15 protein-coding genes and 3 pseudogenes are annotated in these 15,220 nt (G+C 61.1%); 7 read left to right on the top strand and 11 right to left on the bottom strand.

Going from position 1 to position 15,220, the window contains the following annotated elements; all coding sequences use genetic code 11:
• Positions 1 to 510: 510 nt before the first annotated feature.
• Entirely contained in the window at positions 511 to 1,893 is a 1,383-nt protein-coding gene (locus tag WDLP6_RS34610) for a replication initiation protein (protein WP_232077731.1), read from the top strand.
• 304 nt (positions 1,894 to 2,197) lie between these two features.
• Here the strand turns inward: WDLP6_RS34610 and WDLP6_RS34605 are convergent.
• Positions 2,198 to 2,836, bottom strand: a pseudogene (locus tag WDLP6_RS34605) (integrase core domain-containing protein); the annotation flags it as partial.
• Between the two features lie 6 nt (positions 2,837 to 2,842).
• On the opposite strand from WDLP6_RS34605, the gene WDLP6_RS34600 reads away from it, so the two are divergent.
• Positions 2,843 to 3,070 (top strand): PDZ domain-containing protein, encoded by a 228-nt coding sequence (locus WDLP6_RS34600; RefSeq protein ID WP_162595818.1) that lies wholly within the window; start codon positions 2,843 to 2,845, stop codon positions 3,068 to 3,070.
• A 60-nt stretch (positions 3,071 to 3,130) separates the two neighbouring features.
• Entirely contained in the window at positions 3,131 to 3,325 is a 195-nt protein-coding gene (locus tag WDLP6_RS34595) for a hypothetical protein (RefSeq protein WP_232077730.1), read from the top strand.
• A gap of 427 nt (positions 3,326 to 3,752) precedes the next feature.
• On the opposite strand, the gene WDLP6_RS34590 is transcribed toward WDLP6_RS34595, so the two are convergent.
• Complete coding sequence (locus WDLP6_RS34590; protein ID WP_162595784.1) at positions 3,753 to 3,950, bottom strand: ribbon-helix-helix protein, CopG family; 198 nt, start codon at positions 3,948 to 3,950, stop codon at positions 3,753 to 3,755.
• A 360-nt stretch (positions 3,951 to 4,310) separates the two neighbouring features.
• On the opposite strand from WDLP6_RS34590, the gene WDLP6_RS35470 reads away from it, so the two are divergent.
• Positions 4,311 to 4,469, top strand: coding sequence for a hypothetical protein (locus WDLP6_RS35470; protein WP_332106274.1), 159 nt, complete (start codon positions 4,311 to 4,313; stop codon positions 4,467 to 4,469).
• Between the two features lie 643 nt (positions 4,470 to 5,112).
• Here WDLP6_RS35470 and WDLP6_RS34580 read toward each other — a convergent pair.
• The 3 genes and pseudogenes from WDLP6_RS34580 to fabZ all read right to left on the bottom strand — a co-directional run.
• Positions 5,113 to 5,889: pseudogene (locus WDLP6_RS34580) on the bottom strand (cbb3-type cytochrome c oxidase subunit I); the annotation flags it as partial.
• 332 nt (positions 5,890 to 6,221) lie between these two features.
• Positions 6,222 to 6,548, bottom strand: a complete 327-nt coding sequence (locus tag WDLP6_RS34575) for a DUF167 domain-containing protein (protein WP_162595783.1) — start codon at positions 6,546 to 6,548, stop codon at positions 6,222 to 6,224.
• Positions 6,549 to 6,593: 45 nt separating this feature from the next.
• A pseudogene (gene fabZ, locus WDLP6_RS34570) lies at positions 6,594 to 6,973 on the bottom strand (3-hydroxyacyl-ACP dehydratase FabZ).
• A 630-nt stretch (positions 6,974 to 7,603) separates the two neighbouring features.
• On the opposite strand from fabZ, the gene WDLP6_RS34565 reads away from it, so the two are divergent.
• The 3 genes from WDLP6_RS34565 to WDLP6_RS34555 all read left to right on the top strand — a co-directional run bounded on the left by WDLP6_RS34565 (position 7,604) and on the right by WDLP6_RS34555 (position 9,390).
• On the top strand, positions 7,604 to 7,921 hold the full coding sequence (locus WDLP6_RS34565) for a hypothetical protein (protein WP_162595782.1): 318 nt from the start codon (positions 7,604 to 7,606) through the stop codon (positions 7,919 to 7,921).
• Positions 7,918 to 8,388: a hypothetical protein gene (locus tag WDLP6_RS34560; protein ID WP_162595781.1), complete on the top strand. Its 471-nt coding sequence runs from the start codon at positions 7,918 to 7,920 to the stop codon at positions 8,386 to 8,388. Before WDLP6_RS34565 ends, WDLP6_RS34560 begins: the two co-directional genes overlap by 4 nt.
• 243 nt (positions 8,389 to 8,631) lie before the next feature.
• A complete protein-coding gene (locus tag WDLP6_RS34555; RefSeq protein WP_162595780.1) occupies positions 8,632 to 9,390 on the top strand; it encodes a fused MFS/spermidine synthase in 759 nt (252 codons plus the stop codon).
• Positions 9,391 to 9,798: 408 nt separating this feature from the next.
• On the opposite strand, the gene WDLP6_RS34550 is transcribed toward WDLP6_RS34555, so the two are convergent.
• Genes WDLP6_RS34550 through WDLP6_RS34525 form a run of 6 tightly spaced genes read right to left on the bottom strand, consistent with a single transcriptional unit; the run spans position 9,799 to position 15,214 of the window.
• Complete coding sequence (locus tag WDLP6_RS34550; protein WP_162595779.1) at positions 9,799 to 10,059, bottom strand: hypothetical protein; 261 nt, start codon at positions 10,057 to 10,059, stop codon at positions 9,799 to 9,801.
• Positions 10,060 to 10,061: 2 nt separating this feature from the next.
• Positions 10,062 to 10,592, bottom strand: coding sequence for an NADH-quinone oxidoreductase subunit B family protein (locus WDLP6_RS34545; protein ID WP_162595778.1), 531 nt, complete (start codon positions 10,590 to 10,592; stop codon positions 10,062 to 10,064).
• Positions 10,592 to 12,142: a hydrogenase large subunit gene (locus WDLP6_RS34540; protein ID WP_162595777.1), complete on the bottom strand. Its 1,551-nt coding sequence runs from the start codon at positions 12,140 to 12,142 to the stop codon at positions 10,592 to 10,594. Before WDLP6_RS34540 ends, WDLP6_RS34545 begins: the two co-directional genes overlap by 1 nt.
• A 4-nt stretch (positions 12,143 to 12,146) precedes the next feature.
• Positions 12,147 to 13,601 (bottom strand): hydrogenase 4 subunit F, encoded by a 1,455-nt coding sequence (locus tag WDLP6_RS34535; RefSeq protein WP_162595776.1) that lies wholly within the window; start codon positions 13,599 to 13,601, stop codon positions 12,147 to 12,149.
• Position 13,602: 1 nt separating this feature from the next.
• Positions 13,603 to 14,265: a formate hydrogenlyase gene (locus WDLP6_RS34530; protein ID WP_162595775.1), complete on the bottom strand. Its 663-nt coding sequence runs from the start codon at positions 14,263 to 14,265 to the stop codon at positions 13,603 to 13,605.
• A gap of 1 nt (position 14,266) precedes the next feature.
• Positions 14,267 to 15,214: a respiratory chain complex I subunit 1 family protein gene (locus WDLP6_RS34525; protein ID WP_162595774.1), complete on the bottom strand. Its 948-nt coding sequence runs from the start codon at positions 15,212 to 15,214 to the stop codon at positions 14,267 to 14,269.
• Positions 15,215 to 15,220 lie beyond the last annotated feature (6 nt).

Genomic DNA, 15,220 nt, shown 5'->3' with positions numbered 1-15,220 from the left:
TGAGATGGCCTTATTCGACGGAATATGGCCATTCTACGAGAAATCATTGAATGGACAAGTTTTGCGTCTACGCCGTTGTTGACCGCACAAAGCATTGTGAGATCGCTTGGGGATCTCCACCTCCGAGTGGCCCTGCAGACGCCTAAAGTACCTGGAAATTCATACTCCGACATCCTGCGGGGCCACATTGCCGCCGTCAGACCCGGATTTGCTGGAATGAAAGGGTACCGGACGCCGCCATTGCCCATATCCACTCACATTTGACCCCAGGAGCCCTCACGAAGGCAGCCCCGGTCTCCCAATCCGGCTCACCTGCATTCCCAATCGATCTCACATTCATTCCCAACTGCTCTCACAGCGAATCCGGTAAGTGTCTGTCGGGATGGAGGAAAAAGGAATCTCAACTCTTCAATTCTCCAAGTGTTCAATGCAAACATACCAAGGCACGCGCATGATCCTCCTGTGAATTGACCAAATCACAATGTATAGGCATGATGTGAATCCACTTGATTGCCGCTCCACATCATGGTCGACGAAGCAGACTCACATTCGCGATCGCCGCCTCGTCAGCCGCCCACCGCAGAAGAACAGAGTGTCGCCAAGGCCAATGAGGCAATCGCGATTCGCCCCAAGCGGGGTCGCCTCACCCTGCTTTCCAGGCGAATCTATAACGCCTTGCTTTACCATTCCCAGCGCCAGGGCGTGGACGAGCCGGTGTACAGGCTCGCACTGAGCGAACTGATTGGGGACGCCCGTTTCAACTCCAACAACACCGAACTGCTGAAGTCCCATTTGCGCGACATGCAGGCGACAACCATCGAATGGTCGACCAGCAGCAGCTCGTTGAAGCGCTGGGTGTCCTCACAGCTGCTGGGCACTGTCACGATCGAGGAGCAGGGCAGGGGACGGCCATGCATAGTGACCTGGCGCTATCCGGACGAAATCAAGGAGCGACTCGTCAAGCCGCACCAGTACACACGTGTGCTGCTGGAGATGAGCAGTCAGATGCGAAGCTATTCGGCGGCCGTGCTTTACGAGATCGGTGCTCGGTATCTCACGTCGCCCGGGCGCCTGTCAATGCGCGAAGATGTGATCTGGTGGGCGGCCGTGCTGACGGGGCGCAGCGACATCAGGGAGGTTGACTACCGTTTTCTCAAACGCGACGTCATCAGCAAAGCGCTGGCTGAGATCGATGCGTTGTGCGAGGAGTTCGGGCTGGAGTTGATTGAACACAAACGCGGCCGCAAGATCGAGGAGATCCAATTCAGAGTTGTCCCCAAGGTCCAGCAGCGCTTGGGGGGCATCGACGCGCCGAACCGGAACGTCTTCGATCTTGAGCTGGTAGGGCGCCTGATTGCGCTGGGGCTCAAGCAGGACGAAGCGCAGGACCTCTACGCAACGACGGACGAAGGGCAGATTCGGGCCACCCTAGACCATGTTGATCAGCGTCTGCGCAACGCGTCGATGCCGGTGCTCAAGTCGCCGGCCGCGTACTTCAAGGACGCGCTGAAGAAGGGCTACGCCGGCGTTACGGCGGTGCCGCCCGTTGCAGGGCCGCCGCCGGCCGGCGCGCCGTCGGTTGCACTGCCGTCAGAGGCAGACCGGCTGCACCGCATCCGGGAGCTTTGGGAAAACGACCGGATGGGACAGGCCCGCGCGGTGTTCGCCGAGATGCTGGAGTCCATGAAGGTTGACGTGCGCGCGCGATTCGAAGCCGAGAAGCTCGATCAGGTGGCAGCGCCGATTGCGCGTGCTTGGCGGCGCGATGGCCCTGCGAGCCGGGTCGCAGCGACGACGTTTTTCAAATGGCTGGCGCAGGACACGTGGCCAGAAGAGCCGACCGACAAAGTGTTGCTGGACTTCGCGCTCAAGCGTGGCGTTGTTGGTGTCTAGGATTTAGGAGATTTGTGATAATAGTTGGCGCTTACTTAGATAGAAAATGTTGCTGACATTGTGCAGTTGCGCGACCAACAACATCAAAATCCGGAAGAGGGCGATTGGCAGGCTGCTTGCAGAGGCTGGCATCGGGAGTCGTAGATCCCCAGCCATCTTGCCGCGAGCAAGCTGGCATGAGTCGAGCTCAACGCTGGTCGATTGGTGCGCGCCCAGGTATGCCCCGGTTGATGAGGTCGCTCAATGACCAACATTCGCTCGCCGGCCATGCGGTATCTCGGGGATGTGTCCGAGATGGAGGTGGCTAGCTGTGAAGCGTCAAGAGGTTGTTTCTTGACGAGTTGAGTCTGGACATAGGCACGAGGCCTGCGATGCCGCTGTGTGGGCGATGCCAGTTGTAATGGTGCTGCCAGCTTGCCAGGGCATCGGTTCGATGGGCTGAGTTCAGGTAGGTCCAGCCATAGGCCCACTCACGCAACGCAGACTGGATGAACCTCTCGGCCTTGCCGTTGGTCTGTGGTCGGTAGGGCCGCGTGAAACTGTGCTTGATGCCCAGTTCAACGCAGCTCGCCCTGAACTCCCGCGAGCGGAACGCCGGACCGTTGTCCGTCAGCAGTCGCCGCACGATGCGCCCGAGCTTCTTGGTATCGATGTGCAGCAAATCGCCGGGAGCCTGATGCTCGTAGCGCACGACAGCTTCGACAGGCTCCAGGTCGCTCAACTTGGACATGCCCGCCCGCGCCAGAACGCGACTGACCGTGGACTCCGAGATCCCTACGCTGCGCGCGATGCGAGCCTGCAGCATTCGGCGCTTGCGCAGCTCGACGATAAGCAACGCCTTGCCTGTATCGATGAAGACCTGCCTCGGCCTGCCGCCGTGACCCAGAGTGACAACGATGCCCGGCTGGGGCTCGCCCTCGTCGAGCGCGGCACGGGCCAGAGCCTTGGAATGCTTCCCGCCGGGATCTACGTGAGGTCGGCCTCCGGATTCGCGCGGCTTGCTGGCCTGCGCTTCGACGACATGATCGTGGGTGTCAATGGGACGGCAGTCGCCAGTTTGAAGGACTTCGACTCCGCCCTCCAGGCCACGCAGGACGACGATGTCGTCGCCTTGCTGGTCAGGCGGGGCAAGCTGACCAACTTCATGCCGGTCCTGCGCCGCCCGCCCAAGACATAGGGTGCGGGACCAGCCTCCGCACTGCATCGCATCCACTCTCGAGTTCTGAAGGAGAACACCATGCAAACTCCGAAATCGATCCTGCTGCATCTGGACAGCTCGGCGCGAGTCGTCGAGCGGATCAAAGTTGCCCGGCAATTGGCCGAGACTTTCAATGCCGAAGTCACGGGTCTGCCATGCACGATGTCGGCGCTGATGCGCTACCCCTTCGCCTCCGGTCGGGCCGCAGGCGGGCGCTCGGCTCGGAATGTCTAGCAGGTCCAGCATGCTGCAGGTGACCATGAGCGGATGCGGCGGGCATCCCGGCACATGCAGGGTCGGCTTGAATTTCCCGAGGAAGCCAAGGTCCGTGGCGCAGGACCTTGCGCTTCCGAAATTGGCGCTGGCGCCAACCGCGATTACCGGCTATGGATCGAACATGGCGTCCCAGCACAGCTGCAGCGCGGGGGCCATGTTGCGGCTGATCGGCCAGATCAGCATCAGCCCGTCCGCAATTTGGCGTTCGATCAGTTGGTACCGACTTTGCCTTGCCAGCGCAACTCTTTTCCCCACCTGGCGTCATTCGCAGATCGAAGCGGCCATTTTGTCGACATGCAATCGCACGGAAATCTCCAGGCCCAACGACGCTGAGCGGCCGGCGACAACTCGGATCGCGATCCGAACATCGGGCCCCGCCAGCGCACTATGCCTTGCTGGTTTCGTCTTCTTCGTCGAGGCTGCCGCTGGGAACGAAGGTGACGCCATAGTGATTGAGGTAGTCCCGTATCAATCGGCGTACCACCTGCGACGGCGTCACGTCCTGCCGAGCGCAAAGCGACTCGAAGGCCCTCTTCTTCGAGGGGTCGATAAGCACCGTCAATCTGGCCGTCTTGAGTTCCATAAGTCCATCTCCGAATTAGCATGCAATGCTAATAATAATCTCATTCTATGCACCGAAGCGAACTATCCATTCATTACAGCCTCACCCTGCGGACGCGATGCCGGATGCCCGATGCCATCACGACCGCGCGAGCGTCGTGCCCGTACCATAAATGGTTTCCGTTGCACCAAACGCTGATTCGGAAGCTTGATGATGGATGGTGCTTGATGTTCATCGAATTCTGCGCAGCATGCTCCATGAGTTTCCGTTTTTACTGGTCGATCGCGTGCTCCGACTTGACAAGGGCGCGGCGATCCAGGCGCTGAAGAGTGTCACGGTCCCGAACCTTTCTATCAGGGTCACGTTCCGCATCGCCCCGTCATGCCGGGAGTTCTGGTACTGAAGGCGCTCGGACAGTCTGCCGCTCTGCTGGCGTTCGCATCGTTCGACGAAGTGCCGGACGAAACGAAATTCTATTATTTCGGCGCCATCGACGGGGGCGCGGTTCGAGTGACCCGTCGATGCCCGGCGAGCGGTTGATCATGGACGTGCGATTGGTGCGGCGAAAGGCGAGCGTCTTCAAGTTCGAAGCCATCGGCCCGGTCGACGGCGCGCTGGCGGTCAGGGCAGACCTCCTGTGCACCCACGTGACCTTGCCGTGAGCGTTGTTGGAGAGGAAGCGCGAGAGAGTCGAACGAAATCACCTCGACGGTCGCTCACTCGCCAAAGCACTGCAGCAGGCCTCGCCGGCAGCCTGTTCGCGTCGAACCCGTCGGCGACAATCACATCGCACCGTGCATTGCTGGTACGCACGAAATCGGCAGCATCCTCCAATAGCACATTGACGCGTTTGTCGTCGTCCGGCACTTCCAACTCGTGCCGCAGGGCGATCGCGTACGGGTTGATCTCCGCCACCTCGAGACGAACGGGCGTAGATGGGTGGAGGTGGAGGGGTTGCGGGTCATGTGAGTTGTGCATTGGGTGGTGACAAGAAGGAGGGCTGCATCAGAGCGCCTTGACTTGAATTAGGTGACGGTGAGCGCGAGCATGTTGAAGAGGCCCGCACTGTGGTTTGCGGCGTCATGGTGTGAACGGGATGCGCCGTGCCGGGCACGGATGGGCCCGATGGCCACGGCGCCGCCGAGACGGTCTTCAAAAGGCCGTACGAGATGAAGGCGGCGTCTTGGTTCGAGAGCACCGGCACCTGGCTGATGATGCCGAAGGCCGGCAAGATCATGATGTAGACCTCGGGGTGGCCGAAGAACCAGAAGATGTGCTGGTACATCACCGGGTCGCCGCCGCCGGCGGGATTGAAGAAGCTGGTGCCGAAGTGGCGATCGGTCAGCGTCATGGTGATCGCGCCGGCGAGCACCGGCATCACGGCGATCAGCAGGTAGGCGGTGATGAGCCAGGTCCAGCAGAACATCGGCATCTTCATCAGCGTCATGCCGGGTGCGCGCATGTTCAGGATCGTCACGATGATATTGATCGAACCCATGATCGACGACGCGCCCATGATGTGCATCGCGAAGATGCCGGCATCCATCGACGGGCCCATCTGCAGCGTGAGCGGCGCATAGAGCGTCCATCCCGCGGCCGGCGCACCGCCGGGCATGAAGAACGAGCCGACCAGCATCAGCGCCGCCGGGATCAGCAGCCAGAAGCTGAAGTTGTTCATCCGCGCGAAGGCCATGTCGGCCGCGCCGATCTGCATCGGGATCATCCAGTTCGCGAAGCCCACGAACGCCGGCATGATCGCGCCGAACACCATGATCAGGCCGTGCATGGTCGTGAACTGGTTGAACAGCTCGGGATTGACCAGCTGCAGGCCGGGCTGGAACAGCTCGGCGCGGATCAGCAGCGCGAGCACCCCGCCCGCCATCAGCATCGTGAAGGAGAACAGCAGGTACAGCGTGCCGATGTCCTTGTGATTCGTTGCAAACAGCCACCGCTGCCATCCCTGAGTTTTCCGTGACCATGCGCCGCGCGGAGAAGATCCGCATCGGGAACGGTAACTGCATTTATCGGTACACCTTTTAGGATAAACATGTGATCTGTATCATCACAATATAAACATGTGAGACGTATTGCGTATTCATGGCCGGCACGGTGGACCAAATTTCCGCTCTGAAGCAGGGGCAGGCGAATGGGTGGCGGCGCGCGGGGACGGCGGTGTGTCTCGGGGCCAGACACCCGGTCCGGGCCTTGGGTGCCAGGTGGGCCGCGGGCCATTTCATTTTGATCCCATGCCGATTGACGAGCCGCATCCTGTCGGCGGACCGAACCGGCCCTCTATTTGATTCGAGCTGGACCTGGCAGAGCGGTAGCAGGCGGCTCGATGCACCCGGGTAATCTCGAAGGTGCCTTGATCCGCACTTGCTTGTTGACGCTCTTTCGACCGAACACGACCTCGATGTCAGATCGCGACACGTCAAACTCGTCGGCCAGGAAACGCACCATGTGGTCCGTTGCGCGCCCCACGCGTGGCGGCTGGGTGACGCTGACTTTTAACTGATTGCCTCTGACCTTGCCGATGGCGTCCTTTGATGCGCCCGGCGTCCCGAGAATGTTGAGGACCAGGGTGTCCCCCTCCCACTTGTAGAACGAGCTCTTTTTCAACGGGTTATCGCGCGGTGGGTCAAGTGCACGACAGGCATCGACGCGTCACGCTATGACCACACGCGTGCACAGCAACTCGGCCTCAACGGCGAGGTGGCCGTCCACAAAGCCACCGCCTTTGAACTTGAAGACCCTCACCTTCCGGCGCACCAGTTGCGCGTCCATCATCAACTGATCCCCGGGTTCGACCCGTTTCTTAAATCACGCTGCATCGATTCCGCCGAAGTAGTACATCTTCGTGTCGTCAGGTGTTTCACCGAAAGTCTCGAATGCGATGCGGCCGTCTGCGCCAGAGCTTCTAGCAGCAACACGCCAGGCATTACGGGAAGGTGAGGAAAATGACCCTGAAACAACGCTTCATTGATCGTGACGTTCTTCAGCGCCTCGATCCGCTTGCCTGCCTCGAGCTTCAGGACGCGGTCCATCAACAGGAATGGATAGCGGTAGGGAAGCCTTCTCAGAATTTCGTGGATGTCTAGCTTCACGCAAGCCCCTCATCGTGGTATCGACGGCTCCTTTCGGCCAGATTCCAGCCATTTATTCTGCCACGCAGACACCCCAAACCACAGAAAGAACTCCACCGGCAACCCTCGAGGACGCTGAACTACTGGTGCTTGACCGCGAGGGGCGTGGCGCCGCGTGCCAAACATTCGAGCACCCTCTTCTATAGGGTTTCGTCAAACGCGTCGAAGGTGCGATGTTGGATGGGCACATGACATTTAGAGACGCCTGGATGGTATGTTAATCAGATGATCATTGCAATGATACGTCATGCGAACTATATTCGCGTTTCCGCCGCGGAGACTGACGAGCTTTCGACGACTCTTACCGTCCATGCGAGCGAACATTCTTCAAGAACTTTTCCAATTGGTCTGGACCCCACGAACAAGTCGCCAGCGCGGGAAGCGTGCTTGGGCTTACAGCCGGCGCTATCGCCGTCGCGGATGTGGGCGTTGCGGCGACAGTGCGCTTTGCGATCAAGCTGATGGCGTTAGATGCGCCGCCATGCTGCAGGACGTCAAGTCGATGAATGACAGATCTACAGGGGATGTTCCGTGAATGCCGCCGCAGGAACGAACCTTACCGTCAACCGGCGTATCAAGCTACTGCGCTACCAGCCTCCGTCGGGAGATGCAAGCCGTTCATTCGGTGTGGTTTGGCGACAGGGTGATGAAGTCCGGCGGGCGTCGCCGATCATACGGAGACTCGCCAACGTGTTGGACCCGGCGTTCTTCGTTGACCGGTTTCGGGAAGCGACATACGACTTTGATCACTTCTCAGGCGCCATCACGCTGTTGGCGTCGATTTGCAGCGGTGCGCGCGAACTGCTGGATGTTGCGCAGGCCTGCCAGGCAGAAGTGGGGCTGGGTTGAGCTTCGTTCTTTATGATGGTCCAGATCGCAGCGAGGAGCTCGCCAGCCTGCTGAAAGGAGAGAATCCAGCGCAGTTGTTGGATGTCGAGGTGCTTCGGGCCGTTGGGAGCCTGAGCTTGGAGTATCTCGTCAAGGAGCCTGCGGCTCTCAAGGGCCTTCCACTCGAGCTGATTTCTAACGCAGGTTCGAGCGAATGCGCGCGCCTCCTCCTTCCTGACGCTCAAGTAGTCCGCGTCTACTTCGGTCGCGATACTCGTCCGCCCTTTGTGATCCGCCAATTGCTCGCCGAGAGCGAACAACTCTTTCGCGTGCGCTCGGACTCGGAGGTTTCCTTCTTTGTATTCGCTCAGTTGAAGAGCGCCCTGCCTCTCCGGCTGACAAACCGAGTGCTTTCGACGGGGATGCGGCCGCCGCAAATCGCCAACGGCTTGGCCCAGCTGATGTGGGATACGCCACTGTCGTCATGAAGCTGCACAGACTTCAAAGACGAGTGCATTCGGTTGGTCGGGGAGCGCATCTCGGCTTTGAATCACAATCGGCTCTATCTTGCTTGGCGTAGCACGGTTCATTCATGTTTGACAGCCATTGGAAACGCTGGCGCTGCATCTTCAACACGACGGCGCTGAAAGCCGTCGTTCCAAATAGACAAGTTGTTCCCTCAAGGCTCCGGCGCGCGTCGGCCTCCACAGTTTTATCTCATTGAGTCATTGATGTCAGACCGCCTCGAATGCCATCGGCACCCGCGTCCTATTGTCGAGAGATCGCTGAGTTCGAAGACCTTGCGTTTTTCAATCTGCGACGTCCAAAGCCGAATGCAAGTTGGCCGGCCCCACGACCTCATGCTGGCGTATACGCGCCTCATGATGGGATTCCTGCTGTTTGCACCTGCGCCCCGGCGCATTGCCATGGTGGGTCTGGGCGGCGGGTCACTGGCGAAGTTCTGCTACCGATACCTACCAGATTCCCGCATCCAGGTGATCGAAATCAACCCCTTTGTCATCGCGCTTCGCGACGAGTTTGAGATACCTCGAGACGATCATCGATTTCATGTGTGCAAGGGGGATGCCGCCGACTATGTTCGTACCGTTCAGTCACGCTACGACGTCATCATGGCCGACGGATTCGATGCAGATGGGATACCGGCGGACCTTGGATCGCGCTCTTTCTACGACAATTGCTTTGATCTGCTGGAGGAGGCCGGTATTTTGGTCGTAAACCTCCACCTTCATCATGAATGCTTCCAAACTTACCTCGAGAGAATCAAAAGGAGCTTTGCCGGACATGTGCTCATGGTCAATGACTTTGACCTCAGCAATACCATTGTCTTCGCTTTCAAGCAAATGCCTACGGTATCGTTACTTACAAATCTAAAGCTTTGCGAAGACGCGCTGAACCCCGAAGCATGGCAACAACTGGCCCCCAGCTTCTCGCGGATCGTGCGATTCAGCAGATGGCATAGCCGAGTTTGATCGGGAAGGTCACATGGCATCTTTTCTCTCGCGGCTCCTGCGAGTGCGGCAGTAACCCTGATGCCTTGCACCGCCTGCTCCAGGAGTGGTTGCTCTAGTCGAAGAGTTCGACGCTAAGCCAACTTCCCCAGACGCGGAGCGCGGCGTAGCAACACCTAACAACGAAGGATCGAAATGGATGCGGAGAGTCTTCAGTCCTGAGTGTCGGCTGGAGTAAACCCCGGCAACTGGGCTACACCGGCAATGACGGGGGCAGACTGCGATCGGTCATGCGAGGCCTCGCAAATCGAACACGCTGCACGGGAAGGGCGACACGTTGCTCAGCAAGCGCGGCGGACGGCCCGGCCTCCCGTCGCCGCGAACGTGGCCCTATTCAATCAAACGCGCGCGTCTATAAATTGCGGTGTATCAGGAGGCGGCGCTTTGGAACACGCGCCAAAACCGGCGACATCCGGCGCGATGAGCACCGTTGCCGGGTGCCATATAGGCTGCTTTAAAGGTCATGTACGGGATGACCCGTGCATCCATGCAACGACGCACGGGGCGACGCGCTTTTGCAGCGGGCACCGGAATCCAGGGCTTGATGAGGAGTGGGTGGGCGGCCGGCGCAGGCGTAGCGCCGATCTCGGTGCCTTTCGCCGCAAGCAGGAACCCGTCGGCAATCTGCATGGCTAAGACTTGCCGGGCTGTGCCTGACGTTGTCGAACGGCGCTGAGGATCCCGCGCAGGATGTCGATCGGCGGCGGGGGACAGCCGGGAACCGCCACATCGACAGGAATCACGTTCGCAACCTTGCCACAGCTGGCATAGCTCTCACCGAAGATGCCGCCGGTGCAGCCGCAATCGCCAACGGCGACCACCAGCTTCGGATCCGGCGTGGCGTCATAGGTGCGCCGCAATGCCTCTTCCATGTTGCGCGACACCGGCCCGGTCACCAGCAGCATATCGGCGTGGCGCGGACTGGCGACGAACTTGATGCCGAGTCCCTCGATGTTGTAGTAAGGATTGTTCAGCGCTTGGATCTCGAGCTCGCAGCCATTGCATGAGCCGGCATCGACTTCGCGGATCGTCAGGGCCTGACCGAGGATGGCGAGGAGGTCGCTCTGGATTCGATCGACCGCCGCATATTCGGCATCGTCAACCTGCGGCGCTGGCTCGGTGACGATGCCGGTGCGCACGATCTGCTTGAGGATGTGCCACATCAGAGGTCGTGCCCCGAATAGCTCAGGTTGAAGGACTTGTTGATCAGCGGAAAGTCCGGAACGATGTTGCCGATGATGGCATGCTCGAGCACTGGCCAGTTCTGCCAGGACGGATCATGGCAATGACAGCGCATGATGCGGCCATCGCTCCCGATCTCCAGTGCGACGAAAACCTCGCCCCGCCAGCCTTCGACCCAGCCCGCACCCAGCGATGCCGACGCCTGAGGCTGCAGCTCGGCATGAGCGGCACCATCCGGCAAGCCAGAGCAGATGGCGCGGATGAGCCGCAGTGACTCGAATGCCTCTTCGAACCGCACCGTCACGCGCGCTGCGACATCGCCGTCGCGGTGCGTCGCGATCGCAACCTTGAGTCGGTCATAGGGCGGCCATGGGAAGTCGCAGCGCAGATCGGCCGTCTGCCCGCTGGCGCGTCCCGCAAGGCCCGTGAGGCCGAGTTGTGCGGCCAGTTGGGGCGTCACCCGCCCGGTACCCGCAAAGCGGTCCTGCAGGCCGGCATGTTCGTCGTACACACGCCGCAGCGCGCGCACCTCTCTCTCGATCACGTCGCACTGCATGCAAAGGTGATCCCGCATCGCTGGCGTCAGATCGATCGCCACGCCGCCGGGCACGACCGCGTCCATCATGAGGCGGTGGCCAAAAATCTCCTTGGACAGGCGCAGCCAGTCTTCACGCAAGCGCGAGAACTGCGCCAGACCAAAGGCCAAGGCCGCGTCGTTGCCCAGCGCGCCGAGGTCGCCCAGGTGATTGGCCACGCGCTCGCGCTCAAGCATCAGCGCACGCAGCCAGTTGGCGCGGTCCGGGACCTCGCCACCCGAGGCTGACTCCAGCGCCATGCAGTAGGCCCAGGCGTAGGCCACCGTCGTGTCGCCCGAGATGCGTCCCGCGAGGCGGTGCCCCTCGAGCGGCATCAGTTCCGTGAACCGGCGCTCGATGCCCTTGTGCGTGTACCCGAGGTGCTGTTCGAGCCTGAGCACCTTCTCGCCCACGACGGAGAACCGAAAGTGGCCGGGCTCGATGATGCTGGCATGCACAGGCCCGACGGCAATCTCGTGCACGCCGTCGCCGTCGACGCGCACGAAGGGGTAGTCGGCAGGAAGCGCGCTGGCGGCAGCCCCTTCGGGCTGGGGTTTCCGCTGCAGTGGCAGTGGTCCGGATGGCCACACCCCGTGGTCGAGCCAGGGGCGATCGTCACGACTACCCTCGGCTCGGATGCCTGACAGGTCGGCCACGGCGCGTTGCATGCGCTCCGCGCACGGGAATGCGACGACCAGATCAGGAAACCCTTGCGCTGCGCCGCCCAGCTTCAGTTCGAGCCAGGCCAGCCCCTCGGGGACCGCGTAGGCTGCACACACCGCCATTGCCTCGCCGGATGCGCTGCGATCAACGCCCCAGACTGAGATCAGGCGCCCACCCGTGTCCGCGATGCTGCGTGCCGCGGCACTCCAGGCGTCCCGACTCACCCACCCAAGCCAAATGGGAACCGGCGCAGACAGGCGCCGCAGATCGAGTCCGAGTTCCGGCAGCGCCATTTGATTAGTTCCCCAGCATCGCCGCCGCCTGGATGTACCAGGCGTTGAGATAGGGCGGGATGTAGACGCCGAGCATCAGGCCAAGCCCCAGATGGACGAACACCGGAACCAGGGCCGGCGGATGCGCCAGGGGCTTGACGTTGGTCTCGCCGAACACCATCGGCTGGATCTGGCTGAAGACGGATGCAAACGCCAGGCCCAGGGCGATCAGCAGGAACGGGGTCGCCCAGGGCTGCTCGCGCATCGCGGTCGTGACGATCAGGAATTCGCTCGCGAAGACGCCGAACGGGGGCATGCCGAGGATGGCGAGCGATCCGAGCATCAATCCCCAGGCGACTGTCGGACTGACCTTGATGAGCCCGCGGATATTTTCCATGATCTGGGTACCAGCCTTCTGCGTGGCATGACCGACGGCAAAGAAGATCGCGGATTTGATCAGAGAATGCACCGTCATGTGCAGCAGCCCGGCGTAGTTGGCGATCGGGCCGCCCATGCCGAAAGCGAAGGTCATCATCCCCATGTGCTCGATCGACGAGTAGGCGAACATGCGCTTCACATCCTTTTGCCGAATCATGAAGAACACTGCCGCCACCACCGACAGCAGGCCGAAGCCCATCATCAGCCGGCCAGCCAGAGGATAGTGCAGCGCGCCGTCGGTCAGGACCTTGCAGCGCAGGATTGCGTAGAGTGCGACGTTCAGCAGCAGGCCCGACAACACGGCCGACACCGGCGTTGGACCTTCGGCATGGGCGTCCGGCAGCCAATTGTGAATCGGCACCAGGCCGACCTTGGTACCGTAGCCGATGAACAGGAACGCGAACGCCAGCGTGATGATGTTCGGGTCGAGCTGCTCCTTCACCGCATCGAGGTTGGTCCAGAGCAAGGCGCCGCCTTCGGAGCCGATCACCTTCTCGGCCGCCATGTACAGCAACACCGTTCCGAACAGCGCCTGGGCGATGCCCACGCCGCACAGGATGAAGTATTTCCATGCGGCTTCGAGGCTGGCCGCGGTGCGGTAGACGCTGACCAGCAGCACGGTGGTCAGCGTGGCGGCCTCCATCGCGACCCAGATGATGCCCATGTTGTTGGTCGTCAGTGCCAGCAGCATCGTGAAGCTGAACAGCTGGTACATGCTGTGATACAGGCGCAGGCGCGGCGGCGTCATCTTGCCGTGGTCGCGCTCCACGCGCATGTAGGGGCGAGAGAAGATAGAAGTGGTCAGGCCAACGAACGCGGTCAGTGTGACGAGAAAGACGTTCAGCGGATCGATGTAGAACTCGCGGTCCCACACCAGCATCGGCCCGCTCTCGACGATCTGCGCTGTGAGCACGCAGGCGGCGACGAAAGTGCCCAGGCTGAAGGCGACATTGACGTCGCGCGCGTTGTCGCGATGGCCGACCAGCGCCAGCACCAGCCCGCCGGCCATCGGAGTTGCGAGGAGGAAGGCCAATGCAAGCAACTCAGTCTTCCTTCAGCTTCTCGAGGTGGCGGATGTCCAGGCTGTCGAACTGCTCGCGAATCTGGAACATGAAGACGCCCAGGATCAGCACGCCGATCAGCACGTCCAGCGCGATGCCCAACTCGACCACCATCGGCATGCCGTAAGTGGCCGATGTGGCGGCAAAGAACAGGCCGTTCTCCATCGCGAGGAAGCCGATCACCTGCGGAACCGCCTTCGCACGCGTGATCATCATCAGGAACGACAGCAGCACGCAGGCCAGCGCGATGCCCAGCGTGCCGCTCGCCAGCGCCGACGACAACTGGGAGATGGGTATCGCCAGATTGAACGCGAAGATCACGACCCCGATGCCGATCAGCATCGTTGTCGGGATATTGATCAGCGTCTCGACGTCCCAGCGGATGTCGAGACGGTCGATGACCCGGTGCAGGAGGTACGGGATCAACAGCACCTTGAGTACCAAGGTTAGCCCGGCCGACAGGTACAGGTGGTGCTGGTCGGTCGCATAGCCGACCACGGCGGTCGCGAGCGTCAGCGCTGCACCCTGCATCGTGAACAGGTGGATCAGGGTGAGGATGCGCCGCTGCGAGATCATCGCGAATGCGAGCATCAGCAGCACCGCGCCGAGCAGGTTGACAAGTTGGGTCAGGATGCTGCTGTTCATATCACTGGTTGAGCAGCACGTGCACCATCATGCCGATCACCGCAAGCAGGAAGGCGGTGGCCAGGAACTCGGGCACACGGAAGATGCGCATCTTGGCGCTCGCGGTCTCCAGCGCGGCAAGCAGAAAGCCGCCCACGGCGAGCTTGGCCACCAACACGGGCAGGGCCGGCAGCATCGCGAGCGGGGCCTGGGCCTCGGCAATGCCCCAAGGGAAGAACAGGGCCAAGCCAATGCACGAATAGGCAAACAGCTTCAGGCTGGCCGCCCATTCGATCAGCGCCAGGTGGCGGCCCGAGTACTCGAGGATGAGCGCCTCGTGAATCATCGTCAGCTCGAGATGCGTGGCCGGATTGTCGACCGGAACGCGTGCGTTCTCGGCCAGCGACACCATCGTGAATGCAACCCCGGCAAAAGCCAGGCCGGGATAAATCGCCAGTTCACGCTGAGTCAGCGTCTCGACAATCGTCGTGAGTGACGTCGACTGGGAAATCAGCGAGGCCGAGAACAACACCATTAACAGCGCAGGTTCGGCGAGGAAACCGACCAGCATCTCGCGCCGCGCAGCCATGGTGCCGAACGCGGTGCCGATGTCCATGGCGGCCAGCGAGATGAACACCCGCGCCAGGGCGAACAGGCCGACAAGTGCGATCGCATCAGCCGCTGGCGCCAACGGTAGATCGGTCGACAGCGTGGGGATGATGGCGCAAGCCAGCACCATGCAGCCGAACATCACATAGGGCGCGATGCGAAACAGTCGCGATGCATGGTCGGCAACCATCGACTCCTTGTTGAACAGCTTGTGCAGCATCCGGTAGGGTTGCCAGAGACTGGGCGCGGACTTGTTCTGAAGCCACGCGCGCCAAAGATTGATCCAGCCGGTGAGCAGGGGCGCAAGCCCGATCGCGATGACGATCTCCAGCAACTGCGACGTGAATCCGGCGAAGCTCATGCCGAC

Source organism: Variovorax sp. PBL-E5 (assembly GCF_901827185.1).
GTDB lineage: Bacteria > Pseudomonadota > Gammaproteobacteria > Burkholderiales > Burkholderiaceae_C > Variovorax.
This window is presented reverse-complemented; position numbering and strand designations above follow the sequence as displayed.